At 64.6% G+C, this 18,079-nt stretch carries 13 protein-coding genes; 4 read left to right on the top strand and 9 right to left on the bottom strand.

Going from position 1 to position 18,079, the window contains the following annotated elements:
• Positions 1-33: 33 nt before the first annotated feature.
• Together ACTWPB_RS02945 and ACTWPB_RS02940 are read left to right on the top strand one after the other, a co-directional pair.
• The gene (locus ACTWPB_RS02945) at positions 34-900 is read left to right on the top strand and encodes an alpha/beta fold hydrolase (protein WP_446224196.1); all 867 of its coding nucleotides are present in this window, start codon (positions 34-36) and stop codon (positions 898-900) included.
• A gap of 154 nt (positions 901-1,054) precedes the next feature.
• Positions 1,055-2,776, top strand: coding sequence for a GmrSD restriction endonuclease domain-containing protein (locus ACTWPB_RS02940; protein ID WP_446224195.1), 1,722 nt, complete (start codon positions 1,055-1,057; stop codon positions 2,774-2,776).
• Between the two features lie 13 nt (positions 2,777-2,789).
• Here ACTWPB_RS02940 and ACTWPB_RS02935 read toward each other — a convergent pair whose 3' ends face one another.
• The 7 genes from ACTWPB_RS02935 to ACTWPB_RS02905 form a co-directional block, all read right to left on the bottom strand.
• A complete protein-coding gene (locus ACTWPB_RS02935) occupies positions 2,790-3,917 on the bottom strand; it encodes a restriction endonuclease subunit S (protein WP_446224194.1) in 1,128 nt (375 codons plus the stop codon).
• Between the two features lie 7 nt (positions 3,918-3,924).
• The gene (locus ACTWPB_RS02930) at positions 3,925-5,406 is read right to left on the bottom strand and encodes an N-6 DNA methylase (protein WP_446224193.1); all 1,482 of its coding nucleotides are present in this window, start codon (positions 5,404-5,406) and stop codon (positions 3,925-3,927) included.
• A 28-nt stretch (positions 5,407-5,434) separates the two neighbouring features.
• Complete coding sequence (locus ACTWPB_RS02925) at positions 5,435-6,331, bottom strand: nucleotidyl transferase AbiEii/AbiGii toxin family protein (protein WP_446224192.1); 897 nt, start codon at positions 6,329-6,331, stop codon at positions 5,435-5,437.
• On the bottom strand, positions 6,328-6,927 hold the full coding sequence (locus ACTWPB_RS02920; RefSeq protein ID WP_446224191.1) for a type IV toxin-antitoxin system AbiEi family antitoxin domain-containing protein: 600 nt from the start codon (positions 6,925-6,927) through the stop codon (positions 6,328-6,330). Before ACTWPB_RS02920 ends, ACTWPB_RS02925 begins: the two co-directional genes overlap by 4 nt.
• 85 nt (positions 6,928-7,012) lie before the next feature.
• A complete protein-coding gene (gene hsdR, locus ACTWPB_RS02915) occupies positions 7,013-9,475 on the bottom strand; it encodes an EcoAI/FtnUII family type I restriction enzme subunit R (protein WP_446224190.1) in 2,463 nt (820 codons plus the stop codon).
• A 129-nt stretch (positions 9,476-9,604) separates the two neighbouring features.
• Positions 9,605-10,228 carry a CPBP family intramembrane glutamic endopeptidase gene (locus ACTWPB_RS02910; protein ID WP_446224189.1) on the bottom strand — a complete coding sequence of 208 codons (624 nt, stop codon included), beginning with the start codon at positions 10,226-10,228 and terminating at the stop codon, positions 9,605-9,607.
• On the bottom strand, positions 10,225-11,955 hold the full coding sequence (locus tag ACTWPB_RS02905) for an alpha/beta hydrolase (RefSeq protein ID WP_446224188.1): 1,731 nt from the start codon (positions 11,953-11,955) through the stop codon (positions 10,225-10,227). Before ACTWPB_RS02905 ends, ACTWPB_RS02910 begins: the two co-directional genes overlap by 4 nt.
• A 129-nt stretch (positions 11,956-12,084) precedes the next feature.
• Here ACTWPB_RS02905 and ACTWPB_RS02900 point away from each other — a divergent pair, with 129 nt between their 5' ends.
• A complete protein-coding gene (locus tag ACTWPB_RS02900; protein ID WP_056818759.1) occupies positions 12,085-12,372 on the top strand; it encodes a YiaA/YiaB family inner membrane protein in 288 nt (95 codons plus the stop codon).
• Between the two features lie 47 nt (positions 12,373-12,419).
• Here the strand turns inward: ACTWPB_RS02900 and ACTWPB_RS02895 are convergent, their stop codons facing one another.
• Entirely contained in the window at positions 12,420-14,114 is a 1,695-nt protein-coding gene (locus ACTWPB_RS02895; RefSeq protein WP_446224187.1) for an alpha/beta hydrolase, read from the bottom strand.
• A gap of 163 nt (positions 14,115-14,277) precedes the next feature.
• Entirely contained in the window at positions 14,278-16,572 is a 2,295-nt protein-coding gene (gene purL, locus ACTWPB_RS02890) for a phosphoribosylformylglycinamidine synthase subunit PurL (protein WP_446224186.1), read from the bottom strand.
• A gap of 163 nt (positions 16,573-16,735) precedes the next feature.
• Between purL and ACTWPB_RS02885 the strand changes: the two genes are divergently transcribed.
• The gene (locus ACTWPB_RS02885; RefSeq protein ID WP_446224185.1) at positions 16,736-18,055 is read left to right on the top strand and encodes a glycosyltransferase 87 family protein; all 1,320 of its coding nucleotides are present in this window, start codon (positions 16,736-16,738) and stop codon (positions 18,053-18,055) included.
• The last annotated feature ends 24 nt before the right edge of the window (positions 18,056-18,079 follow it).

The following is an 18,079-nucleotide window of genomic DNA, read 5'->3' as shown; positions in this document are numbered from 1 at the left end:
GCCGGTGGGTGGGGCGCGTCGTACATTCGTCCTATGAGTGTCAACGGTCCCCTCGAGCCGACCACGCTGCGTTTGCGCAGTGCTGACGGGCTGACTCTGGTTGCTGACAGCTTCGGCGCGGAAGACGGGCCGTTGGTCGTGATGCTGCACGGTGGCGGGCAGAACCGGTTCTCGTGGAAGCGGACGGGGCGGGCGCTTGCCGCGGCGGGGATGCGTGTTGTCACCGTCGACGCGCGTGGGCACGGTGACAGTGATTGGTCACCGCAGGCGGATTACTCCAGGTCGGTGATGATCGCCGACCTGCACACCGTGCTCGAGCAGCTCGGCGCGACGCGGGAGGCGGGCGCGGTGGTCGTGGGGGCCAGTATGGGTGGGATCACCGGACTGCTCGCCACGACGAAGCCGGGTGGCAGCGCGATCCGCGCGCTCGTCCTGGTCGACATCGTGCCCCGCTCGGAATCCGCGGGCGTGGAGCGCGTCATGGACTTCCTCGGCAGGCACCGCGACGGCTTCGACACCCTCGGCCAGGTGGCCGACGCAGTCGCCGCCTACCTGCCGCACCGCCCGCGCCCCGACAGTGCCGACGGCCTACTGCGCAGCCTTCGTCAGCGTGACGGCCGCTGGTACTGGCACTGGGACCCCGACCTGATCAGCGACGTCAACGACGACCCGGAAGCCCGCATCGTCGAGATGGAAGCCGCCGCCGAGGCGCTCACCATCCCGGTCCTGCTGATCCGCGGCGGCAAGTCCGACGTGGTCAGCGACGAGGGCGCCGCGGCATTCCTGGCGCTCACGCCGCACGCCCGCCTGGCCGAGATCAGCACCGCGGCCCACACCGCCGCGGGCGACGACAACGACGCCTTCACCGAGGCCGTCGCCGATTTCGTCGCCACGGCCTGACCCCCCCCTGATTACTGCCGTAGCCCGTCGACCCATCGAGCGGCGGTGTACCTGATCTGGACCAAGGCCACCAACTGATCCGAAGAACCTGTCGGTCCCACTCCCTAGAATTCACGGCAGTATCCATGATCGCCACATTCCGGGGGATTGCTCAGTGAACTCGACAGGCCGCAGGCGCCCGTTCGCCAGTCCAGAGCCAACGATCGTCGCGATCTCACGGATCGCGGACCGCGTACTGACTGGTGAGATCGTGCTGCCGAGATACCAGCGCGCCTTCGTCTGGTCACCACATCAGATTCTCGATCTGCTGGACTCGGTCCTGCGTAACTACCCCATCGGCAGCATGCTGCTGTGGGAGACCACCGAACAAATCGCGAGCGAACAGACCGTCGCAGGCCTGGCGGTGGACCCACCGCCTCGCGACCAATCGGTCAGATACATCCTCGACGGCCAGCAGAGACTCGCGAGCATAATCGGCGCGCTGCACGGCGGTACCGGCCTCTGGGACATCGCCTATGACCTGGCAGAGGAACGCTTCTTTCAGCGCACCCCGGACAGCCCGACCGGGCCGCACATCGTCTCCATGCGACAGGTGAGCGCGGCCGGATCCCTCTTCCGGCAGGTGGCCGACTTGTCCCCGGAATTGCGCGAACGTGCCACCGACCTATACGAACAGTTCGCCAATTACCTTGTCCCAGTAGTGACCTTGAAGCACATGTCGGCAGAGGAGTCCTCGCGCGTCTTCGTCCGGATCAACAGCATGGGCACACCGATGAACATCGTCGACGTGGCGCGCGCGGGAACATGGAGTCCGGACTTCGATCTGAAGGAAGAGATCGAATCACTCCTGCGGGTGCTCGACGCGAAGCTCTACGGCCGGGTTGACACCAAGACCATGCTGCGAACGATCGCGGTCGCCGCTGGGTTCGGGTTCTCCGCCAAGGACATCAACCGGCTGCGCGAACTCGACAAAGATCGATTGCGGGCTGCGGTAGACGATGCGGCAAAGGCGGCAGCGCGGGCAGTGGACTTCCTCAGCACACAGATCCGCACGCCGAGAGCCGACGCACTGCCCTACTACAACCAGTTCGCAGTGCTCGTCGAAGTGTTCCGGCAGCTACCGAAACCTTCATCCGGGCAGTTCGATGCTTTGCGTCGGTGGTTCTGGCTCACCGCGAGCGGTGAGTACTTCAAGGGCTGGAGTGACACCCAGATGGTTCCCGACCTGCAAGCCATCACCGCGTTCGCCAGCGGAGAAACCCAGGAATTCGAGACCGGGGCGGCGCTACCCCGCAGCGCCCTGTGGCGACGAAGCGCCTTTTCCAAGCGGAACGCGCCGAGCAAGCTTCTCGCCCTGCTCCTCGCCTACGAGGAGCCCCGGGACCTACTCACCGGGCTACGTATCGACGTAGGCCGGTCGCTATCGTGGCAGAACGACAAAGAGTTCCATCATTTCTTCCCGAAGGCGTTTCTACGGTCGCGAGGAGTAAGTGGTGCGAGGGCGAACGTCTGCGGCAACCTGGTCATGTTGACCTCCCATAGCAATATCTGGGTGACCGACCGAGCACCATCACAGTATCTGCGGGACCTGGCCGACACCGAAGGCGAGGAAGCGCTTCGTGAGCGGTTGCGCACCTGCCTGGTAGAGGAGGACGCCTACCAGGCGGCGTTGCGGGATGACTACGACACCTTTCTGCGCGTGCGATCGGAGACGTTGCACCGGCGGTTGATGGAGTTGATCGGCCAAGCGGCCGGCTCGAGCAATTCTGCCGCGAAGCGGGCGGCGCAATCCATGGCCGATGACAATGCGCTCGAGGAGGACGCGGACCCCGATTCGCTCATCGACGAACCGGTTGACCGTGATTCGGCGGACTGACGGGCGACGGCCGCTACAGCTGGCCGGAGAACGCCGCATCGAGAAGCGCGGTGCGCAGGGTCGCCACTTGTGCTGCTTGCGCTGCGCCGGCCTCGGTAGCCCGTCGAATCAACGTGAGCTGCCTTGCGATACGCCGTTGTTCGGGGAGGTCCGGAAGTGGAACCGGCGTAGCCAGCAGCCGATCGACGTTGACACGTTGACGCCGTGATCCCATGCCTGTGCCCTTGTCCTTGAGCGCATCGTGCAGCCCGGACCAACGCGCTAGGTGAGTGACGTAGTCGATGTCAGCGACCGACTCGTCAATATCGAACGTCGGGAACTCGTGCGAAACGTGAATACCTTCAAATTCGGAGGGTACAACGGCGAGCGAGCCCTCCCAACCAAAAAGCTTGCTGTAGATGAACTGGCCGGTGTGCAATCGGTTGTACCGAGGATATTTGGTTTCGCTCCCCGAGATGATCGGACGATGAAAAAGACCGCGTCCACGGTTGAAAATTCCTGCTGTGCAGTATTTCTCATCCGGTTCCACATTCACAAAGTCGCTAGTTGCGACCAGCACCTCGGAAAGCGGTAACCGGACTCCAACTGGCCGAAATAGAGACTCCATGCACAGATCGGCGATTCGCTTTGAATGTTCTCGAAGAACGCCGAAACGGGCCATCCGAGACATTGCCGCATCAAGCTTGTCCGCAACACGCCGCTGTTCCTCGACATCAGGAAGAGGCACTTTCACACTTAACAGCCGGTGCGGGCTAACCCGTTCTCTGCGAGCACCGATACCTTTTGATTCGCCCTGCAGAATCTTCCAGAACGACGGCCACGAACAGAGGTGTTCGAGATATCGAGGTTCAGCTCCTTCCTTCACTACCTCAAACGTCGGGAACTCAGCTGATGCGCAATACCCGTGAAGCTCTTCGGGCACGAAGGCGATTGCGCCCTCGAATGCCTTTAGCCTACTCATAACAAGGTTTCCTGCACGTAGGCGATTCAGAACCCTATATGAGGTTTCATTTCCGGAGATTACGTCACGAGGGAATACGCCGTTACCGAACCCCCTGACCCCTGCAATGCGGTATTCATCCTCGGCCACCACATCCACCTGTTCTAACGCAAGCGAAAGTCCAAATGCCAGCGGCCGCATCGGGTAGTTAGTCAATGCTCGCGCCAAACTCGTCCCGCAACTCCTGTAGCAGTCCCATGATCTCGCTCTCCGTCTCAAGTAGCTCGTCCGCTAGGTCTGCCGGGGACCGGTGAGTCAGACTTTCCCCGACATGTGGATTCGGGAGGCTGAGATTGAACCAGGCTTCCTCGATCGCCGAGGCCGCTACCCGCCACGAATTCCCGCCTTCCACACGCCCCTCGCGTTTCACACCACCCCACCACTCCACGCACGGTTCGAACTCCTCGACCCGCATCGCTTTCGTTTTGGAATAGCCCTTACGGCCGTCCGGCGGCGCGATCTCGTAGAACCAGACCTCTTCAGTTGGCTGCCCCTTTTCGAAGAACAGCAGGTTCGACGGGATTTGCGTGTACGGCGCGAACACACCCTGGGGTAGCCGGACGACGGTGTGCAGATTGCACTCTTGCATCAGCTTCTTCTTGATGCGGGCACCGATGCTGTTCTCGCCGTTGGCGAAAAGGCTGCCGTTCGGCAGGACGATGGCGCAGCGTCCACCCTTTTTAAGCTGGTCGATAATCGCGTACAGGAACAGCCACGATGTTTCCTGGGTCTGGTACCCCTTTGAGAATTTCTCGACTACTGAACGTTCTTCCTCGCCTCCAAAGGGCGGGTTGGTCAATACCACGTCAACCCGATCCGCAGCTGTGGCATCCCGCATCTGCAGCAGAGCGTTCTCTCGGACCAAGCGAGGCGCGCCAATTCCGTGCAGGAGCAAGTTCATACTTGCCAGCAGGTATGGCAGCGACTTCTTCTCGATGCCGCGAATGTCGTTGTGCAAGCGCCTGCGCTGGGTGTCGGTTTCCACCCGCCGCACCAGATCCTCGTACCCCTGAACCAAGAAGCCGCCGGTTCCGCATGCCGGGTCAAGGATCGACTCCCCTAGTTCGAGAAAGGACTGCTGCACCATGAAACGGTTTACCGGGCGCGGGGTATAAAATTCGCCGGAATCGCCTGCGGCGTCACGCATTTCCTTCAGAATCGACTCGTACAGAAAGGCCATCGTGTGGATGTCATCGGATGATTCGAAGTGGATCTCGTCCACGAGATTCACCAAATCTCGCAGTAACGTCCCCGATTGCATACGGTTGATGACGTCTTTGAAGATGGTCGAGAGAACGTTGCGCGGATCGTCCGCGTCGCCGTCGGCTCCCTTTAGCGCAGCCAGATGCGGGATCAGTTCGTCGTTGACGAATTCTTTCAGCTCTGCCCCACTGAAATCTGGATTCGCCGCCCAATCTTGCCACCGGTACGGCGTTTCGATAGCTAGGCGGTAGTCGGGGTCGAGCAACGCACCCACCTGTTCGACCCGCTGGTCGAATGCCTTGAGGAACAGCAGCCAGGAGAGCTGCGGGAGGCGGTCGAGATCGCCGTTGAGGCCAGCGTCCTTGCGCATGGTGTCGCGCGCCGACTTGATGACCGACGCTAGCCGTGCTCGTGATGTAGTGGCCATGACCGCCTTTTTCCTGGGGGACGCCATCTCAGCCCTTCTTGTTCTGTTCGGTTTCGCCATTGTCGGTTGCCTCGCGCCAGAATTCGCCAACCAAGTCGAACGCGGCGTCGAGTCGAGCGGGCGTTTCAGTGAGGCCCGTCGCCAATTCGGGGTAGGTATGCGCCCAGCCCGGCGGTGGTTCGGGCAGTCTCGTCGGCACTGTATGCGTTGCCCGAACGGCGAACACGTGCCGCACCGTGTCGACTACGGATTTGTCTGGGACCAAACCACTTTCGATGAGGAGTACTACGTCCACCAGATCCTTGACCCTGGTGTTCGGCCGGTCACCGTAGTCACGGGTGAAGGCGTGCAGCTTCTCGGCGAAATGCTGGCGGCGGTCGACCGCTTCGATGTCGCGAGGTGGAGTTCCCGCGAAGCTCAGCGTATTCGGCAGCGGAAGCCGCTCGGTCAGGGCGATTTCCTCACCACGCGCGACGACATCGATCCGTACAGTCGCGAAGATCCTACCCGCTAGGTTGGCCTCGACAGAGAACCGCCAGCCTCCTCGACCAGCGATGTCAGCCTTCAGGTCGATCGCCGGCGAAACCGCGAAGACAAAGCCGTCGGAGTCCTCGTCCAGCGCAAGTGCGTCGATGAGCAGGTCACGTACCGCTGGCCCGTCGAGTTCCGGTTCGTTGTCCGGGCGCGCGGCCAGGTCCATGTCTTTGGTCATCCGCGCTCGGCCGCGTAGCCGGAATTCCATGACCGCCCCACCCTTGAGTACCCAGCCTGCCGTCGGGTCGGCGGCGAGTCTGGTCGCGACTCGATCGAAGACTACGAGGCGACGCCGCCGGGCCAGATCTGTCGCGGTATCGGCTGCCTGCTGTTTGAGTCGAACCTCGAGAGCCCGACGGAGCGCGGTCGCGTCTCGATAGCGGTCAGTCAACGCACCTCCCGGAGTGCACGATCGATACCGAGCTCGGCGCGCGCGCCGAGTAGTTGTGCCCCATGCAGGAGCCGCCGCCGCGTGACCAGACCACGCTCCAGCGCGTCGGCGACGGCAGAGTCCAGCACCTCTTGGTCGTTCTGCGCGGCCGCCGCCTCGATGATCGCTCGGGCTGGCGTCGTCACACGGTAGCCGTCGCGAACCTCGATCTCATCATTGGCGAGTTCGGCCCGGTGCAGAATCACTGCTTCGTCCTTCTGACGAAAGCCAGGCGGAACGGTGAGGTGGATCTGCGAGGGGTTGGCAGTGCCGAGGTCGTGGACCGATAGGGCGGTGGTGTGGGAAACGACAGCGCGCCGCTTACTCCACAAGTACCAGCGGACCAGGTGGTCGTCCTCGCCAGCGGGAAGCGATTCGAACTCACGGAAACGGTAGATAGCACGGTCGACAACCGTCCAGTTGCCATGCGTGGCATGGTAGCGCTGGGTCTGATACGAGTATCCGGCCGCCAACGCCTGAGCCGCGGTGAAGTAGCCCCGCTGCCCGCTGGCTGTCTGCCAGAGGGCGGCCCTGGTGTCGGTACGGTCCCTCAGCACCGACCCACCCTACCAGAGACATATACCTAAAAGTCAACTTTAGTTATAAGAGTTCCGTAGACGCTGAACTAAAGTTCTATTTTAGTTACGAGGCTTCCAGGAGCCGCTTACTCAGCTCGTCAATGGCTTCATGTAGGGCCTTGGCTCCCCCAAAGTGGCCAGTCAGCTCAACCACTGAACCCATCTCGGTGAACGGGCGAACTCCCAGAGTCTCCGGTTTGAGCTGTGCGGAGCCGTGCTCGGCGAACTTCAGCAGCATCTCCTCGAGCACTGCTCGGGCCTGCGGCTGGAACGACTTCAGGAAGTCTCGGTGCTCGTGCAGGAACCGGTTCAGCCGTTCCTCCCGACTCACCAGCGGCAGCCCCCAGGCGACATTGAGCAGCAGGTCGATCGAATCGACATCCGGACTACCGAACTCTTCTGGAAGTTCCTCTGCCGCAACATCAGCAGCGCGCAGGAGCTCCATGAGCGCGCGTCGACTCCTGGCGACCGCCCACTGGGAGCGCAGCTGGTCCGGTGCCAGCTCGAGTTCGACGACACGGTCGCGTACCCACTGCTGGACGGTCACCAGCCGCATTGTCCGACCGTCCGTGTCGAGTTGATAGCGGCGCTCGCCCCACTTGTACACGTACACGCCGTTCACCACGTAACGACGACCCCGGGCCCGGATGAGGTCCACCGCATCCGGGTCTTCTACCCGGTTATTGGCATTCGGCTCATCGAATGCATCACCCGTGCGGTCGTATGCGGGCGCAGGCTCTGCCATCTGTGCCGAATCGAGCTCACCGCCATCGATTGTTTCTTGTGCACTCCCGACCACATGCCCAAGATCATCCGCGATTTCTCGCACTACACGGAGGGGAGGACCGTCGAACCCTGGGTCGTTGAAGAGCCGCGTGGCCTCGACGAAGTCGATGATGTCGAAGGACCCCTTTCCGATCTCTGGGCACAATCGGGTGCCTCGGCCAATCGTCTGTTTGAACTCGGCCATCGAGAGAATCCGCCGGAACAGCACGATATTCCGCACGACGGGCAGGTCGATACCGGTATTGAGCAGCTTCGACGTCACCGCGATCACCGGCTCATCGGAGTCATCCTTGCGGAAGTCATCGAGTAGAGCCCGTCCATGCGAGCCATCCGCGTCGGTGATTCGCACGACATAGTCGTGGTGCGCACCTACTTCCGCCGATGCCAGGTTGAACAGCGCGTTGCGCATCCGCGCGGCGTGGTCGTTGTCCTGGCAGAAAATGATCGTCTTGCCGTGCTTGCCTTGCTCCGCAGTGCTGCGGAGATAGTCGACGATGTATTGCGCGGCAGCCTCGGTGCGCTCCTCGATGACGATGGTCCGCTCGAAGTCCTTCGGGCCATAGACCCCCTCCGGAATCTCGTACCCGTACTTGTCCCGCTGGCCCGGCTCGGTCTGATAGCCCTCCATGTCGACGTTGAAGCGGACGCGGCGCACCCGGTAGGGCGCGAGAAACCCATCCTCGATGCCGTCGGCAAGCGAGTAGGTGTAGACCGGCTCACCGAAGTAGTCGACGGTGTCAGCCTCTTTCCTACTGATCGGAGTCGCGGTCAGCCCGATCTGAGTCGCGGGCGAGAAGTGTTCGAGCACACGACGCCATTGCGAATCGTCCCGGGCACTGCCCCGATGGCATTCGTCGACGATGATCAGGTCGAAGTAGTCGCGCTCGTATCGACGGAAGAGTTCTTCTTCATTGCCCTTTTCCAGTGCCTGGTAGAGGGCGAAGTAGATCTTCCGGCCCCGAACAGGCTCACCGCTGATCTTGTGGACATCATCCTCACCGAAGACGGGCAGAAAGTACTTGTCTTTGGGATCGTCGACCAGCATCGAACGGTCCGACAAATACAGCACTCTCGCCTTACGACCCGAGACCCACTGCGATCCGTGCAGTTTGGCCACCGTTTGCAGGGCAACCATCGTCTTGCCGGTACCGGTCGCAAGCACAAGCAAGATCCGCTTCTGCCCACCGGCGATAGCCGCGAGAGTACTGGCGACCGCGACGCGCTGGTAGTAGCGAACGCGCTTGATGGTGTTGTCCGAGTTTCGCAGCGTGTGATCGTACGGTGCGGCCAGCAGCTCCCGCCCGATATCGGAATCGGCCTTCTGATCGGCCAGGTACCGGTTCCACAGCTCCTCCGGACCCGGGAAACGGTCTATTTCCCGGATTGCCGGGGCAGCACCGCTGTAGTCGATCTCGACGATCTGCCGACCGTTTGTGGCGTACGCGAAAGACAACCCGAGCTTCGCGGCGTACCGACGAGCTTGCTCGACGCCAGCATCGACATCGACGCGGTAGCGCTTGGCTTCGACAACTCCAATGGGCACATCTGGCGCGTACTCCAGAACATAGTCCGCAACCAGCGGATCGCCAGGAATGTGCCGCTTCGGTGTCGCGGTCAACCTTCCGTCGTTGATGCGGAACTGCGGGCGAATCTGCTCGTTGGCCCACCCCGCCTTGGTCAGGGCAGGTATCACCAGTACCCGGCATGTCTCGTCTTCGGTCATCCCCTGCGCAGCAGCCACAGTAGAACAGTAGGCCCGACTGCTGCAGCTGTCATTGCCGCGACTGTGGGAAAGACGCAAATCCCTTCGCTGTCAACCCTATTGACTTGAACTGAGGTCGCCGGCCACCGGTTCGCCATGCGCTCTCGACTAGCGCCGCAACCCGTCGACCCACCGGGCCGCAGCGGGCGCGAGGGCTCCCCCGGCGTTGATTGCGAGGTGCAGGAGGGCGGGTGCGGTGGCACTGCCCGCCCGGCGGCGGAGTTCGGTGAAGACGAGCCCGGCGAGGGTGGTGGCCAGGACCGTCGGGAGTACCGGATCGCCTGCGGCTCTTGCCGGTTGGATGTGCCAGAGGCCGAAGTCGACGGCGCTGATCACCGGGGCGCCGACGCTCTCGGCCAGTACCGGGTCGAGGGTGGCCCGGAAGATCGCTTCTTCGGCTAGGACAGTGCCTACGGGGATGTGCAGGGCAATCCATTCGAGAGTTGACGTTTCTGGTGCGCGGACGGCGATTTCGAGCGGGAGCCGCCGCAGCGACGGAACCGCCAGGGCGACGGCGTAGCCGGTGAACACGATCGCCGCGCTACCCAGCCCCCACCGGAACCCGCTGGCCGACAACCAGTTCGGCCGGCCTCCGAAGAGCTTCGTGTATCCCGTCGCGAAGGCGATGTTCGCCGCGGTGCGCCCGCGAAGGGGAAGATCGAGGGCGGGGAGGACCCGGTTGTTCCACAGCAGCGGAAGAATCAGCGCCGCAGCACTTTCGAGCCGTCTCACTTCACCTCACGCTCGTAGATTTCCGCCGATTCCAATGCGGCACGGATACTTTCGACAACGTCACCGTTCACCCCATCAGGCGCGGCGACGGCCAACCACCCGTCGAGCACCAAACTCCCGTACCGATGCCCGTGCCCGTCCACAACCCCTTGCGCATTGGTGAGATCGGCCGTGACCTGCCAAAACGTCACGAAAGGCGCCCACCGCATCTGGGTCGACACATCGGAACCACGTGGCTCGCTCAACCAATCCGGCTGAGTGAAGATCAGATCGGCCGACCACCACACGATCGGGTCAGAGGGATGTTGCAGGTAGGCGATGCGCGGTGCGCGCCACGGCTCCGAACCGGCGAAATCCGTTGCGTCATCGGCGAATCGAACGACGAGCCCGTCCGCGTACACCGGCGCCACCTCGGGTGACCCCGGATCGCGGCGATCGACGAACTGGCTCCACAACCGATTCGAATTCGGCGGCCCGACCCACAACGCGCCATCGACCTCCTCGCGAAGATCGGCCAGCCCGTCGAACGCCTCCTCCGACCCCTGCGAACCCAGACTCTCCCCATAGACGAACAACTTCGGCCGATGCCCTTCCGGCTGGGCAGACCACCGCTCGTACACCGCCTCGAACAGCTCCCGGCTGGCCGCCGCGGCCTTTTCCCGGTCCGACAGGAACGAGAGCACGCTGGGCAGATACGAGAACTGGGTCGCCACGATCGCCGTATCACCGCCGTAGAGGTACTCCACGGCCCCCGCCGCCATCCCGTTGACCCAGCCGGTGCCGGTGGTCGTGACCACCACCATCGCCGCACGTTCGAAGGCTTTGGTCCGCTCGAGTTCGGCGACAGCCAACTGCGCCGCGGTCTGGTCCCGCGGCACCGACTCCAACCCCACATACGCCCGAATAGGTTCGCGCGCGGTCTTTCCCGTCACCTCGGTGATCGCGGCGGCACTCGGACCGTTGGACACGAACCACCGCCCCTCGAACCCCAATGTCTGCCACGGCGCGAGCGACCCTGTACTCCCCGAACGCTCCGGCGCGATGGGCGCCACCGCGTACGGCGTGGCCCGATCGTTGCGCACGCTGAACGCCGAGTTGGCCACCGCGAAGAACGCCTGCGAGGCGACACCATTGAAGATCGTCACCGTGAGCACGACCAGGACGAGCAACCCGGCGGCCGGCGCCACTTCTCGCGGCACCCGCACCCACCGATTGAGCTGACGAGCCAGCCCGAGCACCATCACCCGCACGGTCCGATACGCGGCCACCACAGCCACCCCGACGGCCACGCTGAGCAGCCCGGTGCGCAGATACGCGGGCGTGGTGGTGCCCGCCATCCCCATCAGCGAGGTGATCTCGCGCTGCCAGCGTGCCGACTGCACCAGCATCACCGCCGCGACCAGCGCACACCCCACCAGCACGGTCGCTTTGATCGCATACCGCAGCCGATCCGACGGGCTGGGAATCGGTAGACGTGCCCGCACCCACCGCCGGAACACCCATTCGAGCACACACCCGAGCCCGTACCCGATCGCGGCGTTGATCCCGCTGATCAGGCCCTGGAAAAGCCAGTCACGCGGCACCAGCGACGGCGTCACCGAGAGCCCGAAGAACAGCGTCGCCAGCACCAATCCGACATAGTTCAGATCGACGGCGTCCTCCACGCGCCGCGCGACAACGCCGCCGCGCGCACGCAGCATCGCGGAAGTCGAAGCGCGCTCGGTCACCGCCCCAGTATGGCGGCCGGTACCGACAATCAACCGGATTTGTGACTGCGGAGCCGCTCACAAACTACGTACCGCACTCGAGTAGTTGTACGCGCGATCGCGCAGCGCCAGATCAGCACACTGAGAACCATGAGCACAAACACCAAGCCGAAGAACACCTCGGCCTACATGGCCCAGGCCGCGATCGCGTTCGCCGTCAGCCTGTTCGGGACCGGCGCCGGCATCGCCTACCTGCCGTTGGACGGCTGGCAGCGCGCGTTCCTGGCGATGTCGGGCCTGTTCCTGGTGACCAGCTGCTTCACCCTCGCCAAGGTCGTGCGCGACCAGCAGGAGACTCAGTCACTGATCGGGCGGATCGACGAGGCACGGCTGGAACAGCTGATCGCCGAACACAATCCGTTCAAATCGGTGTCGTGAGCCGAACCGCCGGGTGCCGATCGAGGGGTTCGGCGCCCGGCGGTTCGTCACTTCAGCTGATGCTCGGTAGCCATGGATTCCTCGAGGAACACGCGAATCCGATCCGCCAATTCCGGTGTGTAGTCCGGTGGTTGGGCCACCGCCGCCCACGCGTCGGGCACCAGGTTGCCGTAGTTGTGACCGTGCCCGTCCGAAACCGTCTGCGCGCGGGGCAGATCCGCCGCCACCTGCCAGAACGTGACGATCGGGTACCACGACATCGCCGGCGACACATCGGGTCCGCGCTTCTCCCGCAACCAATCCGGGCTCGAGAACAGCAGATCCGGCGACCACCACACCACCGGGTCGGAGGCGTGCTGCAGGTAGACGATGCGCGGGTCGTTCCAGGCGGGCGTCGGCTCGGCGAGCTGATCGGCATTCGCCGCGAACCGCACCGACATTCCGTCGGCGTAGATCGGGGTGATCTCCTCGGTGCCCGGGTCACGCCTGGTCACGAATTCCGACCACAGCCGGTTGGAGTTGGGCGGGCCGACCCAGAGCACGCCGTCGGTGCGGTTACGGATATCCGCCAGACCGGAGAACGCGCCCTCCGACCCTTGCGAACCGAGGCTCTCGCCGTAGACGAGCAGCTTGGGCCTGGCGTCTTCGGGCAGCGCCGACCAGCGGTCGTACACCTTGTCGAACAGCGTGCGCCCCATGGTCATCGACTTGTCCCGGTCGGACAGGAACGACAGCGCGCTGGGTAGATACGAGTACTGCGTGGCCACCAGCGCGGTGTCGCCGCCGAACATCAACTCGACCGCCTCGGCACTGGTCGTATCGACCCAGCCGGTGCCGGTGGTACTGATCACCACGAGCACTTCGCGCTCGAAAGCTTTGGTGCGCTCGAGTTCGGCGATGGCCACATCGGTCTGCGCCTCGGCTCCGTCCCCTGATTCCAGCCCCGCGTAGACCCGAATCGGTTCGCGCGCGGGCTTTCCGGTGACCTGGCCGATCGCCAGGGCGGTCGGCGCGTTCGCCACGAACCACCGCCCCTCCGAACCAAGGGTGTCCCACTTGGCCAAAGAGTCAGGGCTGCCGGAACGTTCGGGCAGCGTCGGCTGCACCGCATTCGGCGAGGTGTGGCTGTTGCGCGCGCTGAACGCCGAATTGGCCACGGCGAAAAAGCCTTTCGCCAGCACGCCGTTGAACAACATCGCCGCGGCCACCACCACGACGATCACCCCGAGCGGCCGCGCGAACGCGGCCGGAATCCGCACCCACTGGTTCAGCGCGCGCGTCACCACGCGCACCAGCCGAACCACCAGCCGCGAGATCCAGATCAGCAGACCCACAACGACCGCGCCGACCAGCACCGTCCGCGGATAGCCGGCGTCCGACACCGGCTCCATCCCCATCAGATCGGTGATCTGCCGTTGCCACTGGGCGGACCTGATGCTCATCAGCACCGCGAAGACCAGACACGCCAGCACGATCGCGCTCTTCACCGCGACCAGCAACCAGCTCGGCCGCCGAGCCAACGCCGTGCGCACCTGCGCGGGCCAGTGGATCCGCGGCGCGATCCACTGGCGCCAGGCGAAGGCCAGCGCGCAGCCGAGCCCGTAGCCGATCGTCGCGTTGATTCCGCTGACCAGCCCCTGGAAGAACCAGTCACGCGGCAGCAGCGAGGGCGTCAGCGACAGTCCGAAGAACATCGTGGCCACGATCAATCCGGCGTAGTTGGGATGAAAAAACCTCTCCACCAGGTGAATTACCCTGATGAAGAGGTTATCGCGAACTGCCGGTGGAGAAGCCGAGCTCGTATCCTCAATGGTCACAAGCTCGACTCCTCTTTTTGATCAGGCTTTCGCCAGCTCGGGCGGCCTGCGTGGTGACGCTGCGCTACCGCCTCCGCCCGCTGACCGATCAGGCGATGTGCGCTCCGAACAGCTTAGGCAGCGTGCCCTCGAACGCCTCACGCAATTCGGCGAGCGTCACGGAGAACTGACCCTGCACCTCGACCGAATCCGAACCCTGGTCCACCACGCCGATGCGCACCCACGGCAGCTGCCGCGCGTCGCACATCTTGGTGAAGCGGGTCTCCTCCGAGCGCGGCACCGCGACGAGCACGCGCCCGGCCGACTCGGAGAACAGCTGCACGAACGGGTCGGACCCCTCGGGAAGCACGATGCGGCAACCGGTTTCGCCTGCCAGCGCCGCCTCGATCACGGTCTGCGCCAGGCCACCCTCCGACAGGTCGTGCGCGGCGGAGATCATGCCGTCGCGCGAACCCGAGGTGAGCACCTCCGAGAGCAGCTGCTCGCGGGCGAAGTCGACCCGCGGCGGCACGCCACCGAGGTGATCGTGGACGACCTGCGACCAGATCGAGCCGTCCAGCTCGTCGCGGGTCTCACCGAGCAGGATCAGCGACTCACCCGGCTCGAGGCCGAGGCCGGTCGGGATGCGGCGGTGCACATCGTCGATCACGCCGAGCACGCCGACCACCGGGGTGGGCAGGATGGCGTCCTTGCCGGTCTGGTTGTAGAAGCTCACATTGCCGCCGGTCACCGGAATGCCAAGGGCCGCACAACCATCCGCGAGACCGCGCACGGCCTGCTGGAACTGCCACATCACGCCCGGATCCTCCGGCGAACCGAAGTTCAGGCAGTTGGTGACGGCCTTGGGGGTGGCCCCGGTGGTGGCGACATTGCGGAACGCCTCGGCCAGCGCCAGCTGCGCGCCGGTGTACGGGTCGAGCTTGGTGTAGCGGCCCGACGCGTCGGTGGCCAGCGCGATACCGCGGCCAGAGGACTCGTCGATGCGCACGACGCCCGCGTCGGCGTGCTCGGCCAGCACGGTGTTGCCGCGCACGTAGCGGTCGTACTGCTCGGTGATCCAGCGGCGGCTGCACAGCTGCGGGCTCGAGATCATCGTGAGCAGGGTCTCGCGCAGCTCGTCGCCGGTTTTCGGCCGGGTCAGGGTGGCGGTGGTGTCGGCGATCAGCGCGTCCTGGGTGTCGGGACGCTGCACCGGGCGCTCGTAGACCGGGCCCTCGTGGGCGACGGTGCGCGGCGGCACGTCCACCACGGTCTCGCCGTGCCAGGTGATGACGAGGTGGTCGCCGTCGGTGACCTCACCGATGTCGGTGGCCAGCACGTCCCACTTCTTGCAGACGGCCATGAACGCGTCCACGTTCTCCGGCGTCACGACCGCGCACATGCGCTCCTGCGACTCACTCGACAGGATCTCGGCGGGGGTCATGTGCTTGGCGCGCAGCGGGACCCTGGTCAGGTCGATGTGCATGCCGCCGTCGCCCGCCGCGGCGAGTTCGGAGGTGGCGCAGGACAGTCCGGCGCCGCCGAGGTCCTGGATGCCGACGACCAGCCCGGCCGCGTACAGGTCGAGGCAGCACTCGATGAGCACCTTCTCGGTGAACGGGTCGCCCACCTGCACGGCGGGCAGCTTCTTGCGGCCGGTGCCGGACTCGTCACCGGAGAAGGAGTCCGAGGCGAGCACGGACACCCCGCCGATGCCGTCGAGGCCGGTGCGCGCGCCGAACAGGATGATCTTGTTGCCCGCGCCGGAGGCGAAGGCCAGGTGCAGGTCTTCCACGCGCATCACGCCCGCGCACAGCGCGTTCACGAGGGGGTTGCCCTGGTAGGAGGCATCGAACACGGTCTCGCCGCCGACATTGGGCAGGCCGAGGGAGTTGCCGTAACCGCCGACGCCGCGCACCACACCGTCGACCACGCGACGAGTGTCGGGGGCGTCGGCCGCGCCGAAGCGCAGCTGGTCCATCACCGCGATCGGGCGCGCGCCCATGGCCATGATGTCGCGCACGATGCCGCCGACACCGGTGGCCGCGCCCTGGTAGGGCTCCACGTAGGACGGGTGGTTGTGGCTTTCCACCTTGAAGGTGACGGCCCAGCCGTCGCCGATGTCGACCACGCCGGCGTTCTCGCCGATCCCGGCCAGCATGGAGGCCTTCATCTCGTCGGTGGTGGTTTCACCGAAGTAGCGAAGGTGCACCTTGGAGGACTTGTAGGAGCAGTGCTCGCTCCACATCACCGAGTACATCGCCAGCTCGGCATCGGTGGGCCGACGGCCCAGAATCTCCTTGATGCGGGCGTACTCGTCGTCTTTGAGACCGAGTTCCTTGTACGGCTGCGGAGCATCCGGGGTGGCTGCGGCGGTAGCGACGGTGTCGACCTGCAGTGTCACGGGAGACCAGGGTCCTTTCGGCCGGGGGGAACTTGATCTGCAGAGTCTAATGGTTGCGGGGTAGCCGCCTGCCGCCCGTCCTGCCCTCACGCTGGGAAGGTGGCTGGATTCGGTCTGGTCACACTTGCGGTTGGGGCATTGGAGTACCCGTTACTCTGGCGCCGTGAACGAAAGTCCGGGGGTTACCGAGCAGGTCGAGCCGCCTGCTCCCGCGCAGGGTGCGGAACCGAGCTCTAGCCCTGTGGAACAGAATTCCGACCACCCGGACCGCCAACGACGCCGGCTGATCGCCGCCGTCGGATTGTTCGTGGTCTCCGCGGCCGTCGCGCTGCTCGCACACTGGTGGCACGGGTTCATCGACCTGCAGGTCTACCGCAACGGCGCGCGCGTGTGGCTCGACGGCGGCGACCTGTACGGCCCGATGCCGCCGGTGTACGGGCTCGGCCTGCCGTTCACCTATCCCCCGCTGGCCGCGATGTTCTTCGTGCCGCTGGCCTTGATGCCGCTGGTGGTGGCCGAGGTCGTGGTGCTGCTGACCTCGCTGGCGAGCCTGGGAATCGTGCTGTGGCTGGTGCTGGTTCGCGTGCGTCCCGAACTCGACCGGGTCTCGGTACTCACCGTGGTGATCGCCGGACTGGCCCTCGCCCAGTACCTCGAGCCGGTCCGCCAGACCTTCAACTTCGGTCAGATCAACCTGATCCTGATGGCCGCGGTCGCCATCGACATTCTCGCGCGCAAGCCGTTCTTGCCGCGCGGGATGCTGATCGGCATCACGGTGTCGATCAAGCTGATTCCGGCAGGCTACCTGCTGTATTTCCTGATCCGCCGGGACTGGAAGGCCGCGGCCACCATGGTCGCGTCGGCGGCTGGCGCGGTGGGCGCCGGCTTCCTGCTGTTCCCCAAGGACTCGGTCGAGTACTGGTTCCACACCGTGTCCGACACCGGCCGCATCGGCACGCCCTACTTCGCGGGCAACCAGTCGATCAAGGGCACCCTGTTCCGCCTCGGCATGGACGAATCGCTGGCGACGGGCCTGTGGATCGGCCTGTCGGCGTTGACGATCGCGCTGGCCTCGGTGTGGATGTATCGGCTGATCGGCGCGGGCAACGATGTCGGCGCGCTACTGGTGAACGCGGCCGCGGTGTTGTTGGTCTCGCCGGTGTCGTGGTCGCATCACTGGGTCTGGGTGGCCCCCGCACTGGTCGTCGCCGTCGTCCTGGCCGACCGCCGCCGCTCCCGCACCTTCACCACCCTCGTCGCCGTGTTCACGGTGATGTTCATCGTCGGCCCACAATGGGTCCTGCCACATTCAGGCGACAAGGAGCTCGCCTGGGCCTGGTGGCAGCAGATCATCGGCAGCAGCTACGTATGGACCACCTTCGCCGTGATCGCCTACGCGGCAATCACCTACCACCCCACCCGAATCCCCACCACAACACCCGAACCAGCGAAACCCTCACCACACCCCAGCCTGGACGATTGATCACCAGGCCGTCAGGGATTTTCG

It is taken from the genome of Nocardia sp. IBHARD005 (assembly GCF_052814245.1).
The sequence above is the reverse complement of the archived record's forward strand: the minus strand, read 5'-3'. Positions and strand labels throughout refer to the sequence as shown.

Excerpts from the sequence above, each read along its gene's own strand:
- ACTWPB_RS02945 (WP_446224196.1), top strand. The coding sequence starts at position 34 with ATGAGTGTCAACGGTCCCCTCGAGCCGACCACGCTGCGTTTGCGCAGT.
- ACTWPB_RS02935 (WP_446224194.1), bottom strand. The coding sequence starts at position 3,917 with ATGCGGCCGCTGGCATTTGGACTTTCGCTTGCGTTAGAACAGGTGGAT.
- ACTWPB_RS02930 (WP_446224193.1), bottom strand. The coding sequence starts at position 5,406 with ATGGCCACTACATCACGAGCACGGCTAGCGTCGGTCATCAAGTCGGCG.
- ACTWPB_RS02900 (WP_056818759.1), top strand. The coding sequence starts at position 12,085 with ATGAGCACAAACACCAAGCCGAAGAACACCTCGGCCTACATGGCCCAG.